Annotated in this window: 9 protein-coding genes and 1 tRNA gene; all 10 read right to left on the bottom strand. The window is 48.2% G+C overall.

Going from position 1 to position 21,567, the window contains the following annotated elements; all coding sequences use genetic code 11:
• Nucleotides 1-26 precede the first annotated feature (26 nt).
• Nucleotides 27-3,044 carry a SusC/RagA family TonB-linked outer membrane protein gene (locus JXR92_RS02340; protein ID WP_117600230.1) on the bottom strand — a complete coding sequence of 1,006 codons (3,018 nt, stop codon included), beginning with the start codon at nt 3,042-3,044 and terminating at the stop codon, nt 27-29.
• Between the two features lie 177 nt (nt 3,045-3,221).
• On the bottom strand, nt 3,222-6,086 hold the full coding sequence (locus tag JXR92_RS02335; protein WP_138344652.1) for a ligand-binding sensor domain-containing protein: 2,865 nt from the start codon (nt 6,084-6,086) through the stop codon (nt 3,222-3,224).
• Nucleotides 6,087-6,253: 167 nt separating this feature from the next.
• Nucleotides 6,254-6,335 (bottom strand) — tRNA-Leu (locus tag JXR92_RS02330).
• A 76-nt stretch (nt 6,336-6,411) separates the two neighbouring features.
• Nucleotides 6,412-7,428 (bottom strand): S41 family peptidase, encoded by a 1,017-nt coding sequence (locus JXR92_RS02325; RefSeq protein ID WP_117600232.1) that lies wholly within the window; start codon nt 7,426-7,428, stop codon nt 6,412-6,414.
• Nucleotides 7,429-7,472: 44 nt separating this feature from the next.
• Nucleotides 7,473-8,327: a DUF3316 domain-containing protein gene (locus JXR92_RS02320; protein ID WP_117965652.1), complete on the bottom strand. Its 855-nt coding sequence runs from the start codon at nt 8,325-8,327 to the stop codon at nt 7,473-7,475.
• Nucleotides 8,328-8,392: 65 nt separating this feature from the next.
• Nucleotides 8,393-11,074 (bottom strand): DNA gyrase/topoisomerase IV subunit A, encoded by a 2,682-nt coding sequence (locus JXR92_RS02315; protein ID WP_117965649.1) that lies wholly within the window; start codon nt 11,072-11,074, stop codon nt 8,393-8,395.
• Nucleotides 11,075-11,473: 399 nt separating this feature from the next.
• On the bottom strand, nt 11,474-14,332 hold the full coding sequence (locus JXR92_RS02310; RefSeq protein WP_138344651.1) for a family 43 glycosylhydrolase: 2,859 nt from the start codon (nt 14,330-14,332) through the stop codon (nt 11,474-11,476).
• A 28-nt stretch (nt 14,333-14,360) separates the two neighbouring features.
• Nucleotides 14,361-16,754 carry a glycoside hydrolase family 31 protein gene (locus tag JXR92_RS02305; protein ID WP_138344650.1) on the bottom strand — a complete coding sequence of 798 codons (2,394 nt, stop codon included), beginning with the start codon at nt 16,752-16,754 and terminating at the stop codon, nt 14,361-14,363.
• Nucleotides 16,755-16,768: 14 nt separating this feature from the next.
• Nucleotides 16,769-18,385: an alpha-L-fucosidase gene (locus JXR92_RS02300; protein WP_138344649.1), complete on the bottom strand. Its 1,617-nt coding sequence runs from the start codon at nt 18,383-18,385 to the stop codon at nt 16,769-16,771.
• A 57-nt stretch (nt 18,386-18,442) separates the two neighbouring features.
• The gene (locus tag JXR92_RS02295; protein WP_138344648.1) at nt 18,443-21,550 is read right to left on the bottom strand and encodes a glycoside hydrolase family 2 TIM barrel-domain containing protein; all 3,108 of its coding nucleotides are present in this window, start codon (nt 21,548-21,550) and stop codon (nt 18,443-18,445) included.
• Nucleotides 21,551-21,567 lie beyond the last annotated feature (17 nt).

The following is a 21,567-nucleotide window of genomic DNA, read 5'->3' as shown; positions in this document are numbered from 1 at the left end:
TATATGTTTTTAGTGTTTTGGATAGTTTAGAAATCAATCTGCACTCCGAAAGTATAAGTCGAAGTCAAAGGGTATACTTCTGTATCCCAACCTTCGGCATCCGACAATTCAGGTGTGAAGCTGTTTGCCTTGAATGTTGTGAACGGACGGTCAGCTGTCAGAGAGAGGCGGATGCCCGGCATTACGTAGCTGCCAACCTTAACATTCTTGAATGAGTAGCCCAACGTGATGTTTTGGATACGGAAGTAGTTGGAGCTTTCTACAAAATAAGAGGCATTGTTGCTGTCCGAGGTATTCCAAGTCTTGAGCAATGCTTTGGCAGACGGATGTTCATTGGTGGAACCCGGTCCGGTCCAGCGGTTTTCGTACTGGGCTTTGTCGAAGTTGTAGTCGGATTGTGCATAGCGCAAAGCACGTTTTCTGTTCCACAATTCTCCACCGGCTTGTCCGTAAGTAGTCAGGTTAAAGTCGAAATTCTTATAAGCGAATCCGAGGTTGAATCCGTAAGTGAAATCGGGGATATAAGAACCTAGTACCTGCTTGTCGCTTCCGTCGATGACGTGGTCTCCATTTACATCCTGGTATTTGAAATCACCTGGTTCGAGGCCATTGGCTACAGCAATCGGGTCGGCGGCACATTCTTCCGGAGTCTGGTAGATACCGATAACTTTGAAACCATAATAAGAGTTCATTTTCTCGCCTACCATGTTTACGGTCTTGCCACCCTTGATGATGGTCATGTTGTCTTTCAGGCTCTTTACCTCATTGTGCAGATAAGAGAGGTTGACGCCTACGTTGTAGGTGAAATCCTTACCGATTTTGTCGTTCCAGTTCAGTGAGAAGTCGATACCGCTATTCAGAATCTGTCCGTTGTTGCCTGCGAGGGTTTCATTTTGCATGGGTAGTTTCGGAGAGATAACCGCATTGTCAGTCAGACGGTAATACCAGTCGATGTCGGCACTCAAACGGCTGTTTAAGGTAGAGAAGTTGACACCTACGTTGGTTTCGTTTACGACTTCCCAACCCAGCCAGCTGAAGTTGGTGGAGTTGATGAAACCGTCAAGAGCAGTTCCCAATACGGCTTGTGTGTTCTGGATACTTGCGAAGCCTGCACTTGCGGCAATCTTGTCGTTACCCAGCTTACCCCAGCTTGCGCGGAGTTTCATGTAGTCGAATATATTTTGATTCTTCATGAACGGTTCTTGAGAGATGACCCATGCGGCACCGACAGAGGGGAAGTAACCCCATTTGTCGTTGTATTTGGAAGAGCCGTCGGCACGGAAAGTAAACATTAACATGTACTTGTCAGCGTAGTTATAGTTCAAACGTGTGAAGTAGGAGAGACCGCGGTATTTCCAGCCGTCATCTTTTACGGTAGCGCCTTCCTTGTTACCCAAGGATATATATTTCCAGACATCCTCACCTTCGGGAACATTGGTAGCTGTACCTTCCAGTGACTTCATCTGTTCCTGACGCATGGATACACCCAGCATGCCGGTGAAGGAGTGCTGCCCCCACTTGTCGGTATAAGTGGCCACGTTGTCCCATACCCATTTGTTATAGTCGGTATTCTTTTTGGTCAGGCTGGTAGTGGCCTGTTGCTGGTGAGTGCCGATGTAATAGGTCGGTGTGAAGTCTGTACCACGGATAGCACGATAGTCGTAGCTGTAGCTCGTACGTACATTCAGCTTGTTGGGGAGGAGGTTGAGCTGTGCGTAGAAGTTGCTCAACACCTGATAGACATCATTACGGTTGTCGTAATAGTTGGCTGTGGCAACGGGGTTCTTGAAGTTGGAACCCAGACCCACCTGTTCGGGTGACGCATACTTGTCGGGGAAGATGGTGTCATCGCGGGTATTGTCGAACACGGGGATGATGGACGGAGTGTTGAATGCCTGTTGCCAAGCTGCATTCTTGGGCAGTTGCTGCTGTGAGCTGCTGAATACACCGTTGAATCCGAGCTTCAACCAGCTGCGTGCATCGAAATCCAATGCAGCGCGGAAGTTGAGACGGCGGTAGTAGTTGTCAACATCCATGATACCGTCTTGTGACAAGTAGCTCATACCGGCAGAATAAGTGGCCTTTTCCGTACCGCCGGATACATTGAGGCTGTGGTTGGTCATCATGGCTGTACGTAATAGCTCGTCATACCAATTGGTGTCTGCATTGAACTTCAGGGCATTGAGGTCACCTCCGAAGGTCTCGATAGACTTTTCGAAGATGTGCCCGTAAGAAGCAGCGTCCGCTTCCATCAACATGGTGGCATATTCGTGGGAGTTACACATTTCCAGCAGGTTGGTTGCTTTCTGGATACCTACGTAGCCATTGTAGGTTACTTTGGCATCCTGATTGCGTGCACCACGTTTGGTAGTAATGATTACAACGCCGTTGGCGGCACGAACACCGTAGATGGCTGATGCAGATGCATCTTTCAGAATGGTCATGTCCTGAATGTCAGAGTTGTTCAGGAAGTTGATGTCATCGTAGAACATTCCATCTACTACATAGAGAGGAGAGGTATCGCCAAAAGAACCCATACCGCGGATAGTAACTTTGGGGCCGTCGCCCGGTGTTCCCGAATTGATGATGTTAACGCCTGGTACCTTTCCCTGCAATGCTGCCATTGGAGAGGAGGTCGGAACATTAACTAATTCTTTTTCTTTAACGACATCAATCGGAGCTGTCAAGTCTTTCGCTTTGGCTGAACCGTAACCGATGACAACGACTTCATCCAGCAGTTGCGTATCTTCCCGCAGCCTTACATTGACAACGGATTGTCCCGCAGCACTTATTTCCTGCGGCAACATGCCTAGATAGTTAAACACAAGTGTTGCCTCTTCAGGGACACCGTTAAGTACATAGTTACCGTCGAGGTCGGTAGCTGCTCCAATAGTAGAGCCTTTTACTACAACCGTGGCTCCGATGATCGGTTCATTGTTCTGGTCAACAACAGTTCCTTTAACTGTCTTTGTTCCTTGTGCCAAAACTGTCAGTGGCAACGAGAACAAAATCATGAATAGAAGAAATAATGTTTGCCTTCTCATAACTAAATTTAAGAGTTAATAATTCTGCCGGCAAAGAAAGTAATAACGGCAAGTAAGGCAAAAAAAATCACTACCACGATAATACGCTTAGAGTAAAAAGGGGTACTGTTTTACTACGTTTTAGTGTATCTTATTTCTAATAATCAGTTTATTATGATAGAATGGTTTGTAGCCGTATTATTTCAAGTCAATGAGAAAATCTACTAATCCCGTTCCGTCGGGGATATCCAGCTTCTTGCGCAGACGGTAGCGTGCTGCCTCCACTCCCCGGATGGTAAGGTTGGTCATTTGCGCAATGTCTTTCGTAGAAAGGTTTAGGCGCAGCAGTGCGCAAAAACGCAGATCGGTGGCGGTAAGGCTGGGATAACGTTCGCGCAGGTTGCGGAAGAATTTCTCATGAATTAGGTCGAAATTGTTCTGGAATACGTCCCAGAACTCTTGTGTCTCGATGTTTTCGTTGATGAGCTTCAGCAGAGATTCGAGGTTCTTGCGTCCATATTGCCCTTTTACCAGGAATTCTTGCACGGCAGCACGAAGTTTCTCCAAGATTTCGTTCTTGGCAAATACACCCAGCGCCATGCTGGCAAGGTCTTTACTCTTTGCTGACAGCTCGGCTTCCAGCAATTGTTGCTGCTGTAGAGTTATCAGATGTTCCTGCTCACGCATCTTGATGTTCTGCTGCATCTGCTCAGCTTCGTACTCTTTCCGTTTCTTTTCCATGGCACGGTTGGCGCGCCACTTGGAGAAGAAGTAGAGAAGTGCAATGAGAACTATAAGATAGAGTGCAAAAGCATAATAGGTGAGGTAGAAAGGACGGGCTATGGCGAAATGATATTCCACTTCACCGATTTTCTGTCCCAAATCATTATAGGCTTCTGCTTGGAATGTGTATTCTCCGTAATCCAGGCTACCGTAGCGGATTTCGGGCTCTTTTAGGTCTGATGTCAGAGCCATGCCTTGTCCTCCTTGCAGGACATAATGGAAATGTACGGACAATTTATTGTAATGCGGCAGGCTTACCGAGAACAGCAAATCCCGGTAATTGCTTTCCAGTTCGACATTTCCCTGCAGAGGCAGGCGTTTCTCCTTTTTATCTGAAGAAGAGCAAATGACAGAGCTCAGTGATAGGGCGGACTCCAACGTTGGACTGAGGCTGTCTGTGTTTTTGCTGTAACTGGCGATTCCGTTATTTAGATTAAAATAGACAACGTCATTGTCAACGAACACATTGTTGTAGTTCTCTATACATGGAGAATCAAACAGTTCGATGAGAATGCGTTGTTTCACGATGTACTCTCCTTCCGCGTACTCTACCAGTGCGTACTCATGTGAACCGGACAGCCAGAAGCGGTCGTTCGTGACGGATACCACAGAATGGGCATTCCTGATGTAAGGCAGAATGGTATTCAGCTTTTGGAAGGGGATAATCTGCCGGGTGATGTCGTCATAGGTATAGAAGCCATTGGGACTGGAAAAGACGATACGTCCCCGCATTTTCATTACTTGGATAGGGCCGATGATATATTCCGAGCCTAAATGGGAGATGTGCCGTACGCTTTTTACAGCCGACAAGTCATCGCTCAAGACTATTTTATAGACTCCCTGATACATGTGTGAAGCCCAGATGACACCGCTTTGGTCAACCTCCAAGTGCATGACCGGTGCAATGAAGCCGTCTACGACATGCGAAAAGGTCCATTGACCGTTCTTCTTTTTATAGATACGCAAATTGGCGTAGGATGATTCCAACAGTATCTCTTCGCCATAGAGGGTGCACTTAATCAGACACGTACTGCTGTTGGTATTGCTTATGACGGAAACGTTCCCTTTTTCGCCTATTAATAAGGTATGGGCATTGTTACCTGCAAAGAGTTGCCCGTCAATGTCCTTTACATACCAGTTCTGTCCTTCGCTATGGGGAAGCAAACGCATATTTCCGGTAATCTGGTGGTATTCGTACAAGCCCTGGTTGGTGGCCAGATAGAAACAGTCACCCCGGTGGGCTATGTCGTACACCATACCCAGCTTGGTTTCATGGTTGGCAGGGGTCAGTAGCATGACGGGGGAGTTGTGGTGGATGTATGCGATGCCGTCGTCCAATGCTGCCCATACGTTGTTGTCTTTGTCACAGAACAGTCCCAGGACTGTGTTGTTGTCCAAACGGTTATCCAGATTGAAGTGCCAGAGGCAATGTCCTTTGCGGTCGATGGCGTATATGCCGTTTAGGACTGTACCTATCATGAATATGGAGTCATTGGTCATGACGGCGCGGTTCACCCGCTGTTTCTTCAGCTCTGCATCAATGTCTGTTTTCCAGGGGGTGATGTCACCCGTGTAGCGGAACAGTCCGTTGTTCTCCGTGACCATCAGGAAGCTGTTGTTTCCGTCGGGCAGTAATGCCACTACATTGTCATCGTTCACTTTGCTGCGGGGAAAGAGGTGATGGAACTCCTTGCCGTCGAATTCATAGAAGCCTTCATCAATCATTTGTGTGTAGATATGTCCGTTTTGGTTGTAGAAGTAGAGCGGCTGTTGTTGTCTGTTGCGGAAAGCGCGTACCATTTTCCCGTCGTAGGAGAACCATGCGCTGAACGACTGGAAGTAGATGCGGCCGTCCAGCTCTACAATGTTCCATATCTCGTTGTTCTCCATGGGGAAATTCTTCAGGAATTTGCTCAAAGAATGGTACCGGAGAGTGCCTGCCTCCGAATACTTGAAATAGCCGAATTCCTCGAATGCCCCCACATAGATGCGATCTTCCTTGACGTATACTGAACGTACAATATGGTTTCCCGGTACTTTGTGTAGTGTCCAGCGATAACCGTCATATACCAGGAGTCCTTGGCTGTTGCCGAAAAACATTTCGCCGTTGCTACCTTGCGCACATGCCCAGTTCTGATAACCGGCTTCATAGTCTTTGGCAAGATAGTTGGTGACGGCGGGCATGAAGGAAGAAGCCCTGGCCTGGATGAAGAGAATAAACAATAAAAGGCACACTACCCAACGCTTGAAAAGCATCGGTCTTATCGTATTTTGTTTCATTTTTTAGGTTAATCGAAGTGTTTCTTGGAAGCAAAGATACAATAAGTATTCTAAATATTGTGTTTTGATGAGATAAAAAAGGTACTTGAAGCGGTTAGGGAGGATGCTTCTTAATGAATATCCTCCCCTCTTAGTTGTTTGTCTTTTGAAAATTATTATAGGGATTGTGCGGATGATAGGACTCGAACCTACACGCCTCACGGCACCAGATCCTAAGTCTGGCGCGGCTGCCAATTACGCCACATCCGCGGAATAATTCCGATTAGCGGTGGCAAAGATAGAAAGAATTTTCGTTTTGGCAAATTGTTTTTTAGATAAAGTCGTTTTAGGAAGTCACTTTCAGCATTTTTCTTGCTTCCTCAATGATGGTATCCAGGTCATTGTTCTCATCTTCTTTGCTCATATCCACCTTTTTGTCTGGGTCGATGCCGAACTCGATATGCTGTTTTTGGGCATCGAGGTGCGGGCTGGCAGAAAAGCGTACTCCCCATCCGTTGGGCAGTTCCGAAGAGAATGGCAGGCCCGACCCTCCGCCGGTTTTATCACCAACCAAGGTGACATTGGGAAAACAGCGCATGGAATTGACAAAATCATTGGTTGCACTATAGGAATGACGGTTTGTCAGGACAATTACCTTTTTTTGCCAGCGGATACTGTTGGAAGGTTCTACATAAATGGGAGTCGGATCTGAAAAATCGCTATGGCCTTTGCCAGTTTTGTGCTGAATATATCCCGTCAGTACTTTTTTATTCGTGAAACGTTGTACCATTCGGGTGGCGTTTGTCAAGTTGCCGCCACCGTTGTTGCGCACGTCGATTATCAGGCCATTGCAAGCGGAAAGGTATAACAGAATCTCATCCAGGTTGCCGTTTCCGATGCCGCTGGAGAAATCACCGTAATAGATATATCCTATGTTGTCCTCCAAGATGGTATATTTGGCGCCTCCGGCAATGCGGTAGTCTCTTCCCAGGTACTTTTCAATGATACTTTCGTTGAAGTTACGGGGATAATCCAGATACCAGTCCCAGTAGCGTGCCATGTTGGAAGAAGAGTACAAGTTGACATGTCCGTCTTTCAACTCGGCAAGCATGTTACCTAATATTTCAAATAGACCGTCGTAGCTCATTCCCGGGGTGATGAGCGGTTGGTACTTGTCATGAATGGCATTCCAATCTATTTGCTTGTAGTCCAGGAAACAGTACTGTTCGTCTATTATTTTCCACAAGGCTTCGAAATTGCCTTGTGGGGTATTGTTAACCTCTTCCTCACGAATACATCCGTTCAATAGGGGCAGTAACATGAGTAGGGCACTCCAAATTATTAAGATATATATTCTTTTCATGCACATTATCCTTATCGTCTTATCATTTATCACCTTGTCACTTTTTACTTTCTCTTGTTAGGAAACAGATAGAGTTCCTTTACGAACCCCACCATGAATACGTGCGAGTAAGTATGTGTCTTTATTTCGTTTACTTTGGACTGTTGTGCGTCCCATATGTAAGCAAAACGCATCCGGGCACGTCCCACCGGAAAGTCGGCGGTCAGCATTTGTCTCAGAGAGGGCTGGTTGTGCAGGGAGGTGAAGTTCACTACTCCGTCCCAATGTCCCAACGTAAATATCTCGTAGTAGGACTGTCCATAGTTGGGCATGAACATGATACCTGCCAAAGGAAGATTCACCTGATAGCGTAGTGTGATGGGACGGTTCTTGATGCGTAAGTCCCAAATAGCCATTCCCGATGCGGCAAGGTTGATATAGGCACGTGCTTGGGCGGGGTTGTTTCCGTTGCGCAGATTATAGACAAAGCCACCGTTGAAGTCGCCGACTCCTCCGGCAAGCAGTTTGAAATTGCCCGTGATTGGAAAATTATAATGCAGGCCGTAGTTCCAGTTGGCCAGTCCGGAGAATGTATTGTTATTGTCTACTTTATTGTGTGTGTATCCCAAGTCTGCCTGGAAGAAAGTTTGCAGAGATACGTTGCCGCCCATCAACCGTGTCATCCGCATGCTTTCGCGGGAGATACGGAAATCGATTCCCTTGTACTCCTGAGGTGAAAGATAAGTGTCGAACACGTTGGTGAAGCCGATACCATACATGGTGGCACGAGTGATGATACGGTTGCGGTTGGTGGAGTCAGCCCGTAGCTCCCGGTCGATGCTGCATTGTGCTTCTTGTGCTTTCAGTCCGGCACTTCCCAAGAGCAGTCCGCATAGGATTATTATCTTGTATACGTACATATTAAATTCTCAATTACAAATTAGTAATCGTCAGCCAATCCCTAATCCTTCATTCTCATTCTTCATCAAAACAGCTTCATCTGTCCTGTCAGCTCGTCCAGTATGTCCCCTTCACTTTTACCGTGGTCGGGGTCCAGAATTTCCGGTTCTTCATCCGTTTCCTGCTCTTCGGTTTCCTGCGAGGGTTCCGGTTGACGGGTAGGCTCCAGTTCGTTGATGGTTTCTATAGTATAGGTGGTTAGGCGCTTGCCTTTTGCTTTGAAGCCTTTCACGGCGATGAATTCGTCGGCTTCCACCACCATCGGCTCTCGGAAATTGTCGTGACCGCCAAACACCACTTCTAAACGTGGGTAGCACTCGTCTGTCAGCAGAATGAGGCTGCTGTTCTTGTTTTCTCCTAAATAGTTTTGCTTGCGGGCGGTTACTTCGAAGCAGAAACGCTTGATGTAAGGATAGTTCTGCTGGTCGGCATCGTAGAGTACGGCGGTCCATACTTTGTTCGGATCGTATTTCTCCAATACGCGTATGCCGTCGTCATAGTGATTGTTCAGGTCGAAGTTGGTGGCATAGAACTCTCCGCTGTTCTGTACGACAAGGATGGTGTCTTCGCTCTGGAATTCTCCGAGATATTCTCCGCGACCGTCGTAGTTGAGGCGCAGCACGTCACGGTCGAACCAGACTTTCCGTCCGCCCAGGGTGGAGCCTCCGCGCTGTTTCAAGGCTATCTTGTGTACGGGGAGTTTCGTGAGTATATTTCCCATGGCCTGCCGTCCCTTGATATTGATATTGCTGAAATCCTCCTCGAAGATGATGCGGCGTACGCGGGGATTGGGTTTCAGGGTTACCTTGATGATTTCGGCTTCGCCGTTGGGGTTGGCGGTGAAGTAGGTGATACGGGAGTCGGGGGTGCCCTGCGTCACATCGTATTCGCGGTCACGCACCACGGAAGTGACGGCAAAACGCTTGATATAGCTTGTCCCCTCCTTACCGTCACGGTAGCAGACATTGTAGATGGTACGTTTGTCGTTCTTCTTGAAAATGTTGGCATAAAGTATATTCTTGCCTACGAACTTCTTGTCGGCCACTGGGGTAATGATATATTTTCCATCGCGGAAGAAGATAATCACGTCATCTATGGGCGAGCAGTTGCCTATGAATTCGTCTTTCTTCAATCCAGTTCCGATGAACCCCTCTTCGCGGTTGATGTACAGCTTTTCGTTGGCTTCGATGACTTTGGTTGCCTCGATGGTGTCGAAGTTACGCAGTTCCGTGTGGCGGGGGAAGCCTTTGCCGTACTTGTCTTTCAGCATACGGAACCAGTCGACGGTATATTCCACGATGTTTGCCAGATGGCGGTCTATCTCCTCTATGTCCTTCTTCATGCGTGCTATCAGTTCCTCTGCCTTGTCGGAGTTGAACTTGAGGATACGTGCCATCTTTATCTCCATCAGCCGGAGGATGTCTTCCTTGGTCACTTCGCGGATGAAAGTCGGGTAGTAGGGAGTCAGGCGCTCATCGATATGTTCGCAGGCGGCATCCATGTTTTTGGCTTGTTCAAACTCCTTATCCTTGTAAATACGTTCTTCAATGAATATCTTTTCGAGTGAAGCGAAATGCAGGCTTTCCAGTATCTCTCCCTTACGGATTTCCAGTTCCTGGCGTAGCAGTGCCAATGTGTTGTCGACTGATTTGCGCAATACATCACTCACGGTGAGGAAGTGGGGCTTTTGGTCGTCGATGACACAGCAATTGGGAGAGATGCTCACTTCACAGTCGGTGAAGGCATAGAGGGCATCGATGGTCTTGTCGGATGATACACCCGGGGCTAGATGCACTAATATTTCCACACTGCCGGATGTCAGGTCCTCTACCTTACGTATCTTGATTTTTCCTTTTTCGCTGGCCTTTACGATGGAGTCGCATACACTGGCCACCGTTTTCCCGTAAGGAATTTCCTTAATGGCAAGTGTCTTGTTGTCTATCTTTTCTATTTTGGAGCGCACGCGTATCGCACCGCCACGTTCACCGTCGTTGTATTTGGATACATCGATACTGCCTCCCGTCTGGAAGTCGGGGTACAGCTTGAATTCTTCGTTGTGCAGATAGCTGATGGAAGCATCGCACAGCTCATTGAAGTTATGTGGTAATATTTTGGATGACAGGCCTACGGCAATACCTTCCACACCTTGTGCAAGCAGCAGTGGGAATTTTACCGGTAGTGTAACCGGTTCTTTGTTTCGCCCGTCATAAGAGAGTTTCCATTCGGTGGTCTTGGGGTTGAATACCACGTCCAGTGCGAACTTGGAGAGACGTGCTTCGATATAACGGGGGGCAGCGGCGCTGTCACCCGTCAGAATGTTACCCCAGTTTCCCTGGCAATCCACGAGCAAGTCCTTTTGTCCCAGTTGTACCAGAGCATCGCCGATAGAAGCATCACCGTGAGGATGGAACTGCATGGTGTGTCCCACGATGTTCGCCACCTTGTTGTAGCGCCCGTCTTCCATGCGGCGCATGGAGTGGAGGATACGCCGCTGTACGGGTTTCAGACCATCCATGATATGGGGTACGGCACGTTCCAATATAACGTATGAGGCGTAGTCCAGAAACCAATTCTGGTACATGCCGCTCAGTTGGTGCTTTATATTGGCATCCTTTGCGTCCGCAGGTTTGTAATCCGAGTGTTCTTCGCTCCCGGCCGGGAGTTCCTTGTCCAAATCATCTTTCGGTGCTTCAAAATCTTCGCTCATATTTGTTCGGGAATTGTCTATTCTATGATATTACTGATTTTTCAGTCGCAGGCAAAAATACAATTTTTGTTCGATAAATGAGAATTTGCGCAGAACTATTGTGCCAAATCCTTCCCATTTTTTAAAACTTCTGCCCGTTAATGGAACTAATCTGTCTCTTTCCCGTTAGCGGAATTATATTGAGGACGTGCTTCCGCCTCTTTGCGGACAGCGATGTTGCTTTTGTCTTTCTTGCCGACAAGTTGGCAAGGTTTTGCCAAAGGCATGGCAAAACTTTGCCAATATGGTGGCAAAACGCTGGCAAAGTAACTTGCTGGCTTGTTGTGTGTTGGCTCGAATTGTGCAGCGATATCATCACAAGGGTGAAGAGATACTGGGCAGATTCTGCCGACGGATTCATTATTTTGTGAATTTCCATTCGTCAAATAAGAACTTTCCGTTCCCGAATACGAAGTAAATGTCGTGTTTGCCTTTTATCCGTTTGTCCAACGGCTTTGTCAATGTTTGCCACGTATCGGTATCAAAGGTCAAGGTGGATAGGAGCGGACCGTCTGGACTGTCCATGTGTATTTCGATGGAGCCTTTCCCTTTTATCTTCATCTGTATGGCTTGAGGTGATTGCGGGAATTCCGCACCGCGGACACAGATGGCCTGTCCGCTCTTGTTTCCTACGGCAGACATGTTGCCTGTTTGTCCGGTCGGTTCAAAGGCAACGCCGCGTGTGGCGGCTGTGGTCTCGGCCTGTTGCTGCGCAAACGGGTCGAGAGGCTTGATTTGTGAAACGCCCTTGGCTGTGGCTGTGCCCATGTGGATAGTGAGGTCCTTTTCGTCCACCTCTATTTCTTCCACGCAGATACTGCGGACGCCCACTTTGAGGTCGCGGCTGTCCTGCAAGCCCAGTGAGTGGTAGAAGAGATAGTACTTCCCTTGAAATTTTACCAGATGTGTATGGTTGTTGCTGTCGGACATGCCATAGTCGCCGGGATTTTTGAAGTAGTTGTCCCGATAGGTCCAGCTGTCTGTCTCAAGTGGCGTGCGACTCGTCATGTAGCTCATGCAGCACCGGCTCGGCTTGTCTATATCCTTGTGGGGCCATGCATCCCGGTTCTTCCAGTTGGTGTTGTAGGTGTAAATCCAAGTGCCGTTCAGATAGTTCAGTTCGTTTGCTTCAAAGTGGTATGGCGCTTTTATTTCAACTATTTCGCTGTCCAGCGTCTTCATGTCATTTGCCAGCCGCACGATGCGTGCGTCTCCGGGAATGTAGTCGTCGCTGTCGCCCCCGCCAAAGGAGAGCCAGCCGATGCCCTTGTCGTCGATGACTACTCCCGGATCGAAGGGAGCTTTACACTTGCCGAGTCCTGGAGTATTGCCGTCTACCACGCATTTGCCCAATGGGTCTGTCCAGGGCCCCACGGGGGAAGTGGCGGTCAGCATACCTACACCGGAACCGCTGTTGGAGTAGTACAGATAGAAGTGTGTTTTGCCGTCGGCCTCCTTGCGCGAAGCGATGGAAGGTGCCCACGAAGCCATTCCCCAGGGAGCCAGAGCCTTTACATTGATTACTCCGTGATAAGTCCAGTTCACCATGTCGTCAGAAGAGACCATCGTCAGCGAATGGATGTGCTGATAGGTGTTTTTCCCGTTACGGCCCACTACATCATATTGCTGGTGGTCGTTAGTGCCGTACACATAAATGCGGCCGTCGTGCACCACTGCTGTGGGGTCGGCCATGTATTGGAAGTCGAGAAGGGGATTGGCATTGCCGGTAGAGAACTTGGGCGAGAATTCAAAAGATTCTGCCAAAGCGCTGTCTGTAGAAACCGGAATGTTTTCAGAAGAGGCAATGCTGTCTGCCCGGAAGGGGGCTAAGGGGATGCCTTCCGTTGAAAAAAGGTTGCCTTGAGCAGCGTCACTGAAGCAGTAGCGAATGGAAACCGGGCTTTCGATTCCTTTTACCGGGACAATCAGCTTTCCCCCGTCTATCCTGGCCCGGGCCTCTTGCCATTCCTGGCCGGCTGCGGCCATCATCAGCCCCTCTATCCTTTTCCCGTGTACGGTCAGTCCGTTCTTTATGTCTTTGAAAGAGATTGTCACATGGTTGCCTTTGCGGCAGGCGCTTTCAAAGACCGGGCTTTTATAGGGGCCTGCATATATATGGTATGTATCGTCCAGTGCAAGATTGGCGAGACGTTTGCCTACGCTTCTTTTGTCACGTGGATGGATGTCCTGCACATTGTCCACCAAATCTGACACGGTAATCATCTTGACCTTGTCCAGCATTTCGGGCAACATGGCCTGCTGCTCGCGTAGCAGTGCCGGTCCGTTGTCTTTGGAGTGGTATTGGAAGGGGGCTATCTGGACCAGATAGAATGGGAATTCCTTGTTAAATCCGGTACGCCACGAGCCTATCAGCCGCTGCATCACCCGGGCGTAGGAGCTGGCACGGCCTTGGTTGGCTTCTCCCTGATACCAGATGCATCCGGCAATGCCGTAGGGCATCACAGGATAAATCATGCTGTTGTACAACGTGCCTGTTTCAGCCGGAAACCAAGGATTGGATTCATACGGATAGTCGGACAGGATAGGGTCGCTCATTACGTATTCGCGCGGAGTCCATGTCTCGGCAGTAGTTCCGCCCCATGCGGCTACGATGATCCCTACCGGTACGTCCAGTTCTTCTTGAATGTTACGACCGAAGAAGTAGGCTATGGCACTCGTGTTACGCATTGTTTCAGGTGTACAATGTGTCCATTGTGAGAAACAGTTTTCTTGAGGAAACGGAGCTGCAATCTTGGGCATGTGAAAAATTCGAAGATTAGGGCAATGGGCATTTTCCACTTCCTCGTCTCCATTTTTTATGCCATGGTTGGCGCTCCATTCCATATTGGATTGTCCGCTGCACAGCCAAACTTCGCCTAGCATGACATCGGTCAAGGTTACTTCTGACGAGCCGCTGAAACGAATCTCATAAGGTCCGCCCGCTTCGTCAGAAGGTACACGAGCCGACCATTTCCCCGTATTATTGACTTGGGTCTTGATTATTTCCCCTTTCATCCATTCGGGGGCGATGGAAATTGTTTCTCCCGGAATACCCCATCCCCAGAAAGTAAGTTCTGAGTTACGTTGCAACACCATGTGGTTGGAAAAGATGGCAGGGAGTTGTATCGCTGCTTGCGATTTTAGGATGCCGAGCAGCATGAACAAACTTGAAAGGGCAAGAAAATGATGATATTTTTTTATACGAATATTTATTTTCATAATGTAAATCAATAGTTGTTTTTAGAAATCACTGCATTTTAACCGTTACTTTTTTTCCATTATAGGCTACTGTCTTTTTTATGCCATCTACGGTTACTATGTTGAATTTCCGTTCTTTCAACATACCGGGAAACTCTCCTTGACGATTTTCGATAGTGAGCATGCGAGCACGGTCATTCCATTTCATCGTAATGGTGCTGTACATGCCTTTTTCATAATTGTAGTTATCGTTCTCGTCTTCGTAAAGTGTGAACTCGCCGTTACAACCGGGATACACTCTTATTTCCAAGTTGTCCCATGACTTCTCGGTACTATACTGTACTTTGGGACCTATCGGTAGAATGGAACCTGCTTTCACATAAAGTGGCAAAATGTCAATAGGGGTATCTTTCACGATGTATTGTCCGCCGGATTGTTTTTGGTCGGTCCAAAAATCGTACCATTCAGCATTTTCAGGCAGATATATTCGCATGGACTTGACAGTACTGAAATCTTCTACACGGATGGTGTCCGAAACTGTTTTGGTATACATTGGTTGGGTTACGGGGCATACCAATAGGGATTTGCCGAACATATACTGATTGTGGATGTTCCACACGTTGCGGTCATGGGCGAAATCCATTGCCAAGGCACGCATAAAGCTGGACTGTTTGGCGGTTACCTCCCATGCGGTTGTGTAGATGTATGGTAACAAACTATAGCGTAACCGAATGTATTTCTCAATCGCATCGTATATCGGCTCGCCTTTTTTGCCGAATTGATAGATTTCTCTGGGAGCACCTTCCCCATGTGACCGCATCATGGGACAGAATGTACCGAACTGTATCCAACGGGCATAGAGCTCGCGATAATCCGGGTCATTTAACATCAAGGGATATTGCCATAGGAAGAATCCGCCGATATCGCTGTTCCAATGGGGAATGCCGCATAGTGAGAAGTTTAATCCCGCAGGTATTTGCTTCTCCAAAACTTCCCATGATGCTGTGATATCTCCTGTCCATGTATTGGCACCATAACGTTGCTGGCCGGCAAAGGCTGAGCGGGTAAGGATAAATACGCGTTTATCCGAAGTTACGGCACGCTGGTGGTCGTACACTCCACCTACACTCATTAAAGGGTAGGCATTGCGTACTTTACGGAATGACCCCAAATAGGTGGGCGTGTCAAAGTCTTCAGGAATGGGGTGAAAATGGTCGGGTTCGGTAGAGTCCATCCACCAGCCGTCTATACCCACAGAACGTAGGTTCTCGTTCAGGTACTTCCAATAGATGTCGCGTGCTTGCGGATGGTAGGCATCGTACACGCGGGCACCGGATGGATAGTCCATATTGGGAGGCCACTTCTCAGAACCGGATTCGGGCCATGTGCGGAAGTTGAAGAGCATGTTCCCTTTATCCAACTCGCGATAGGGTTTGGTATGTGGTCCGAAAGCTGACCAAATGGAGATAATAATGTGGGCGTTCATTCCGTGTATGTCTTCCATCATTTTTGGGGGGTCGGAGAATTCTTCGTTCAAAAAATCCATTGCGTTCCACAGGTAGTTGCTTCCCCAGTATCTCCAATCCTGGATAATTCCATCGAGGGGCACACCTAATTCGCGGTATTTTTGCACTACGCCAACAATCTCTTTTTGGCTTTTGTAGCGTTCACGGCTTTGCCAGAATCCATATGTCCATAATGGAAACATGGGCACTTGTCCTGTGAGGTAGCGCATCTGGGCAACTACTCCATCGGCATTTTCGCCGTACATGAAGTAGTAGTCAATGCAGTCGCCGACTTCAGAAAGGAAGGATGTCTCTTCTTGATTGTCTTTGAAGATGGTTGGCGAATAGTTGTCCCAAAAGAGACCGTAGCCTTTGACGGACTGGAAGAAGGGAATCACATCCTCAAGATTGTCTTGGATAAGGCGTTTGGTCTGGTTACGTTGCGACATTTTGCCGTTTTGCAATTGTCCCAATCCATAAATAGCTTCGTCTTTCTCTAAGGTGAACGATTGATAAACGCTGAAGGTTTTTGTGCCGGCATCGTTGAAATCATCAAAACGTGCGCCTTTATTTTGTTCCTGCAACAGCGATTTTCCATCGGAAGAGGCAAAAGTTATTTGTCCGGTCTCTTCGTTGAGATGGACTGTAAGCTGATGGCTTTTGATAGTCAATATGCCCCCTTTCGAAGAGACGGATAGTTTTACTTTTTCCGGTTGCCCGATGACCGACAAACTTTCTTTGGTATACTTCCAGCCGTCAGGCGATTTTAAGATTCTCACTGTGACAGGAGAGAAGAAGCTAATATCTATATTTATACCTTGCACAGTGCTTTTTATGCCTTGTGAGGTGCGTTGGTAGGTTTGTGCTCTGCCTTGTTCTGCTATGAAAAATGTCAGCATCAGCAGGACAAATAGTCTTAAAAAAAATCTCTTTTTCATACAATATCAGCAGTTTAACGGTTAGTGATTTTCAGTACCAAAGAAATAGGATTGGGAGTCTTGTCTTTGGGAAGGTCAATAAGCAAGCCTTTGGAAGTTCTTCTGAACTTTGCCTTTCCGCCTCCTAATAATTCTACCTTTTCGATTTCTCCTTTGCAGTAGGGACTGCCGGTAGCCAGTGATTTTATCTGTATTTTTCTGTCTGAGGGCCATTTCATGATATGGGCATACAAGTATTTCCCTTTTTTCACAAACCGGATGTCGGCAGAAGTGTAGGGTGCGTTCTTGCCTTCGTTGAATCCTGCTCCGTCCAAAGGTATTGCTGTTTCTGTGGAGGGACCTTCACCATAAATACACCAGGGACGTGTGTCGAATATTCCTTCTCCGTTCACCTCCATCCAGGCGGCTATGTCTTCCAGAATTTTTTCTTCCTTGTCGTCGATGGTGCCGTTTCCTTTCATTGGTACGCTTAGTAATAGGTTGCCATTTTTACTGACGATGTCAATGAGCATGTGGATGACGGTCTCGGCTGATTTATACCAGTTGTCTTCGTAAGCAGAGCGGTTATAGTGCCAAGTACCGAGGCAACTACAGGTCTGCCATGCTTTGTCTTGGCACTCGGAGGGAACTCCTTTCTCTACATCCCATACGATGGCCTCTTTATGTTTGGCTTCCAGCTTCTTTCCGAAGACTACAGCATTGAGATTGCCCTTGTGAAGCTTCATGTTCTGGTTATAGTAGTGCGACACGACTTTCAGCCCCGTATCGTTGATGGGCCAGAAGGGGAGTACGCTGTCGTCGAAATAGACCAGGTCGGGATGATATTTGTTTATCATGTCCACTGTGCGGTCGAAGAAGTTGTCGTAGTAACTCTGCGGGGGGACAGAGGTTCCTTCGGGCCAGTCCCATGCCACCCAAGCATGTCCGCTCAGGGCATGATTCTGTACGTATAGCTCTTGCGGGTCGTAACCTTCCCACCATTTTCCCTTGCCGTCTTCCTTAGTCACTACGCGGGCATCGTAGGAGATTCCTGCGTATGGGCCTTTCTTGTCGGCTCCTTGTGCAGTTTCATACCATGTCCAAGCGTGGGAGGAGTGGATGCTGACACCGAAGGGCAGTTTGTTTTTGCGGGCCGCTTTCTCCCATTCGCCCAGTACGTTTCGCTTGGGGCCCATGTTGACGGAATTCCATGATTGGTATTTACTGTCCCACAAGTCCATGTTGTCGTGATGGTTGCCCATGGCAAAGAAATATCGGGCACCGGTTTTCTTGAAAAGGGCTACCAGCCTCTCCGGATTCCATTTCTCGGCTTTCCATTCGTTGATTACATCCTTGAAGCCGAATTCCGAAGGATGTCCGTAATGCTCCAAGTGCCACTTGTAGGCAGCACCGCCCTCTTCGTACATGCCACGACCGTACCAGTCGCCGGCTTCGGGTTGGCATTGCGGACCCCAGTGTGCCCATATGCCGAATTTGGCGTTGCGGAACCATTCGGGCACTTCGTATTGGGACAATGACTCCCAGGTGGGTGAGAACTTGCCCGGTTCTGCTTTCTCTTGTTGTGCCAATGCACTGCCCCCTTGCAGGATGCAGGCAGATAGGAGAATTGTTTTAAAGATGTTTCTTTTCATACCTTTATTGTTGTTTACAAAATGTTTATTCCCTTTTTGAATGCATTGATGAACGGATTATTCTGTTTTGTCCATATACTCCATGATAAATCCATACCGGTAGGAGCGATTGCCGTCAATGGTGTATGGCTTCATGGTCTGTGCGCCCCATCCGTCGTTTCCACCTACTCCGTGTATGTTAGAGTCGATATTCAGGTTGATGAAGTCGCGTTCGGGCAGTTCGTGCGCATGTTCTTTCCCTTCCAGGTCTTCTTCCCCGTAGGGCCATATACGGAAACATAGGGGTTGCAGGCCTTTGACTTGTATTTTCCATCGCTCACTGTCTCCCAGCATGAACCAGCGTGTATCGCACCGGTTGGCATTGTCTTGCGGTACGATGTAGTTCGTGATAAATTCGTGTATGCCACACTCGTAGACTCCCAGGAAAGCGGAGCTCTTGCGGTCGGGATAGTTCTCGAACTTGCCGCGTCCGTACCAGGCTATCCGATTCAGCGCCGAGGGCATTCTCATGCGCATACCGAATTTGGGCATCAGCGGAATATCTTCCTTTTCAGGCTGATAGGTTGCTTCTACTTGTATGCGGCCTTTGCCGTCCACAGTGTAGCGGAGATGGTAACCGGCTCCTATCCGGGGGAGGGAGAGACTGGCATCCACTATCACCATACCATCGTTTACGGTTGCTTGGCATGCCTTTACGATACGTTTTTGCTCTGCATTTTTCCAAGCGCTCAAACGTTCATTGTAGCCGTTGCGGACCTGAATGTCATTTGCCGGTTTCCAAAAATAGGGTTCCAAGGCACTGTGCAACAACTCTTCTCCCTTGACTCGCCAACTCACTAAAGCACCGGTACTCTTTTCTATGGTGAACAAGGCATCGGCGGCTATAATTTCTACCGCTTCGGGTGTTTCCTTAAATGTAGCCTTCCCGCCGTCATCCTTCAATTGTGGGAATTCATAGTCATGATACGTAAGTTGTTCCTTGGCAACTTTGAAGCCCTTCTCTGCCCACGTCGTGGATTCCTTCAACGTGGCATATACATTGAGGCAAAGTTCCCCACACTTATCCGGTCTTGAAAGTACCTCCAGCAGATTCCCTTCGGACAAGTGGAGGTCGCCGTTGCGTACAGCCTTTCCGTTGCATATCCACTCATAGCTGTAATCGAATTCATCCAAATCGGAAAACGCATACCCGTTGGTCAATTTGATTTGCTGTGTTCCCTTCTTTTCAAACTTGATGTATTGATATACTTTTTGTACTTCATAGTAATGGGGGTGAGGCACCCGGTCGGGAGATACCAACCCGTTAATGCCGGTGGGACCGTCGTTGGGATAGTCCCCGAAATCTCCTCCATACGCCCAGAATTCATCGGGCAGTAATGGGAGTGACGAGGGGCTCTCGCCGAAACTTAACGGTGCACCGTTAAGCTTTTTAGGAATGCCTTGGTCTACCCAGCACCAAATGGCAGCTCCGATAATACTTTCGTCCTTTTCAATCACATCCCAATACTCCTTGAGGTTGCCGATGGAATTTCCCATGGCGTAGGCATACTCTCTCATGAATACGGGGCGGTCGGTTATTTTCTCGCCAAGTTCCTTCAAAGCGTCGGGATGCAGATAGGCTTCGTCATAGACATCGGATACGGTGCGGTCTGTGTCGTCGTATATCGGTCTGGTGGGGTCTAAGGCACGGATTGTGTCTGCCATAGCTCGCAAATTGGCACCGCTTCCACCCTCGTTGCCCAATGACCAGAATAGGATGCACGGATGGTTCTTGTCCCTTTCCACCACGGCTACTGCCCGGTCCACATGGGCCAGTGTCCATTGAGGGTTGTCTCCTAATACTTTGTTCCCCAAACCGTAGGCATGACTTTCGTGGTTCGCTTCGTCCATTACGTAGATTCCATACTTGTCACATAGCTCGTACAGCAATGGCAGATGTGGGTAGTGGGACGTGCGTATCATGTTGATGTTGGCTTGTTTAATCAACCGGATATCTCTCTCCATCGTCCGGCTGTCGACAAAGAATCCCATACGGGGATGAAAGTCGTGACGGTTCACTCCTTTCAGCTTGACGGCTTTCCCGTTGACTTTGAAGACGTCTCCCGCGATTTCTATTTTCCGTATGCCCCAATGGTATTCGAACGATTCCAAAAGTTCATTCTTTCTGCGAAGCTTGATGTGGATGTCATATAGATGCGGTTTCTCGGCAGACCATAGTTGAGGCTCCCGGAGCATTTCGGACAGCGTGACGCTCGTTTCAGAAAAGGCCTGAATAGTACCTACGGGAGCCACCATTTTTTTGTCGAGTTTATTTCCTCTGTTGTCTTTCCCCACCAGGTTTATTTCTACGGTCAGGTCTTTTACTTTGCGGTCGGTCTGGTTTCTTATCCAAATTTCGGTTCCGAATGTAGCTGAACGCATGTCGTCCGACAAGTCGCTGCTGAACCTATAGTCCCGGATATTTGTCCGGGGACGTACCCATAGCTCTACCGGCCTGAGTATTCCACTAAGCCGCCACATGTCCTGGTCTTCCAGATAACTGCCGTCCGACCACCGATACACTTCCACTGCCAGACGATTGGTTCCGTTCTTCACAAATTCGGTTATGTCAAACTCGGCAGGCGACATCGAATTCTGGCTGTAGCCTACCCGCTCTCCGTTTACCCAGACATACATGGCCGATTTTACTCCTTCAAAGTGAAGGTATAGGCACTTGTCTTTCATATCGGGCGTCACTTCGAACGTGGTGACATAAGAGCCTGTGGGATTTCTGTGCCCGTAGCTGTAATATTCGGCGGGAGGCTCGCTTGTCACTTTGGGTGCATCCTTCTGGAAGGGATAGTTTACGTTGGAATAGATAGGTTTCCCATAACCTTGCAATTGCCATGCTCCCGGTACTGTGATGGTATCCCATGTGTCGGTATTGAAATCATTCTTGTAGAAGTCGGCCGGGCGCTTTCCCGGGTCGGCAGACCATTGGAATCGCCACTTGCCGTTCAGGGATCTGATTTCTTTGCAATCGGCTTTTTGCGAAGGCAATGTCAGTGTGGCATGATACGGCTCTTTGTTGATGCCGACTACAATAGGATTCTCCCAGTCCGGAACTTCTTGGGCGCCGGCATATAGGGCACTTAGCAATAGAAAGGCAAATATCTTTTTTCTCATTTTTTCTCATTTTTTCT

Source organism: Bacteroides parvus (assembly GCF_017309675.2).
Taxonomy (GTDB): Bacteria; Bacteroidota; Bacteroidia; order Bacteroidales; family Bacteroidaceae; genus Bacteroides; species Bacteroides uniformis.
This window is presented reverse-complemented; position numbering and strand designations above follow the sequence as displayed.

Bases quoted from the DNA above. Each gene is read 5' to 3' on its own strand.
- JXR92_RS02315 (WP_117965649.1), bottom strand. From the start codon at position 11,074: ATGAGCGAAGATTTTGAAGCACCGAAAGATGATTTGGACAAGGAACTC.
- JXR92_RS02295 (WP_138344648.1), bottom strand. From the start codon at position 21,550: ATGAGAAAAAAGATATTTGCCTTTCTATTGCTAAGTGCCCTATATGCC.
- JXR92_RS02325 (WP_117600232.1), bottom strand. From the start codon at position 7,428: ATGAAAAGAATATATATCTTAATAATTTGGAGTGCCCTACTCATGTTA.
- JXR92_RS02335 (WP_138344652.1), bottom strand. From the start codon at position 6,086: ATGAAACAAAATACGATAAGACCGATGCTTTTCAAGCGTTGGGTAGTG.
- JXR92_RS02320 (WP_117965652.1), bottom strand. From the start codon at position 8,327: ATGTACGTATACAAGATAATAATCCTATGCGGACTGCTCTTGGGAAGT.
- JXR92_RS02300 (WP_138344649.1), bottom strand. From the start codon at position 18,385: ATGAAAAGAAACATCTTTAAAACAATTCTCCTATCTGCCTGCATCCTG.
- JXR92_RS02310 (WP_138344651.1), bottom strand. From the start codon at position 14,332: ATGAAAATAAATATTCGTATAAAAAAATATCATCATTTTCTTGCCCTT.
- JXR92_RS02305 (WP_138344650.1), bottom strand. From the start codon at position 16,754: ATGAAAAAGAGATTTTTTTTAAGACTATTTGTCCTGCTGATGCTGACA.
- JXR92_RS02340 (WP_117600230.1), bottom strand. From the start codon at position 3,044: ATGAGAAGGCAAACATTATTTCTTCTATTCATGATTTTGTTCTCGTTG.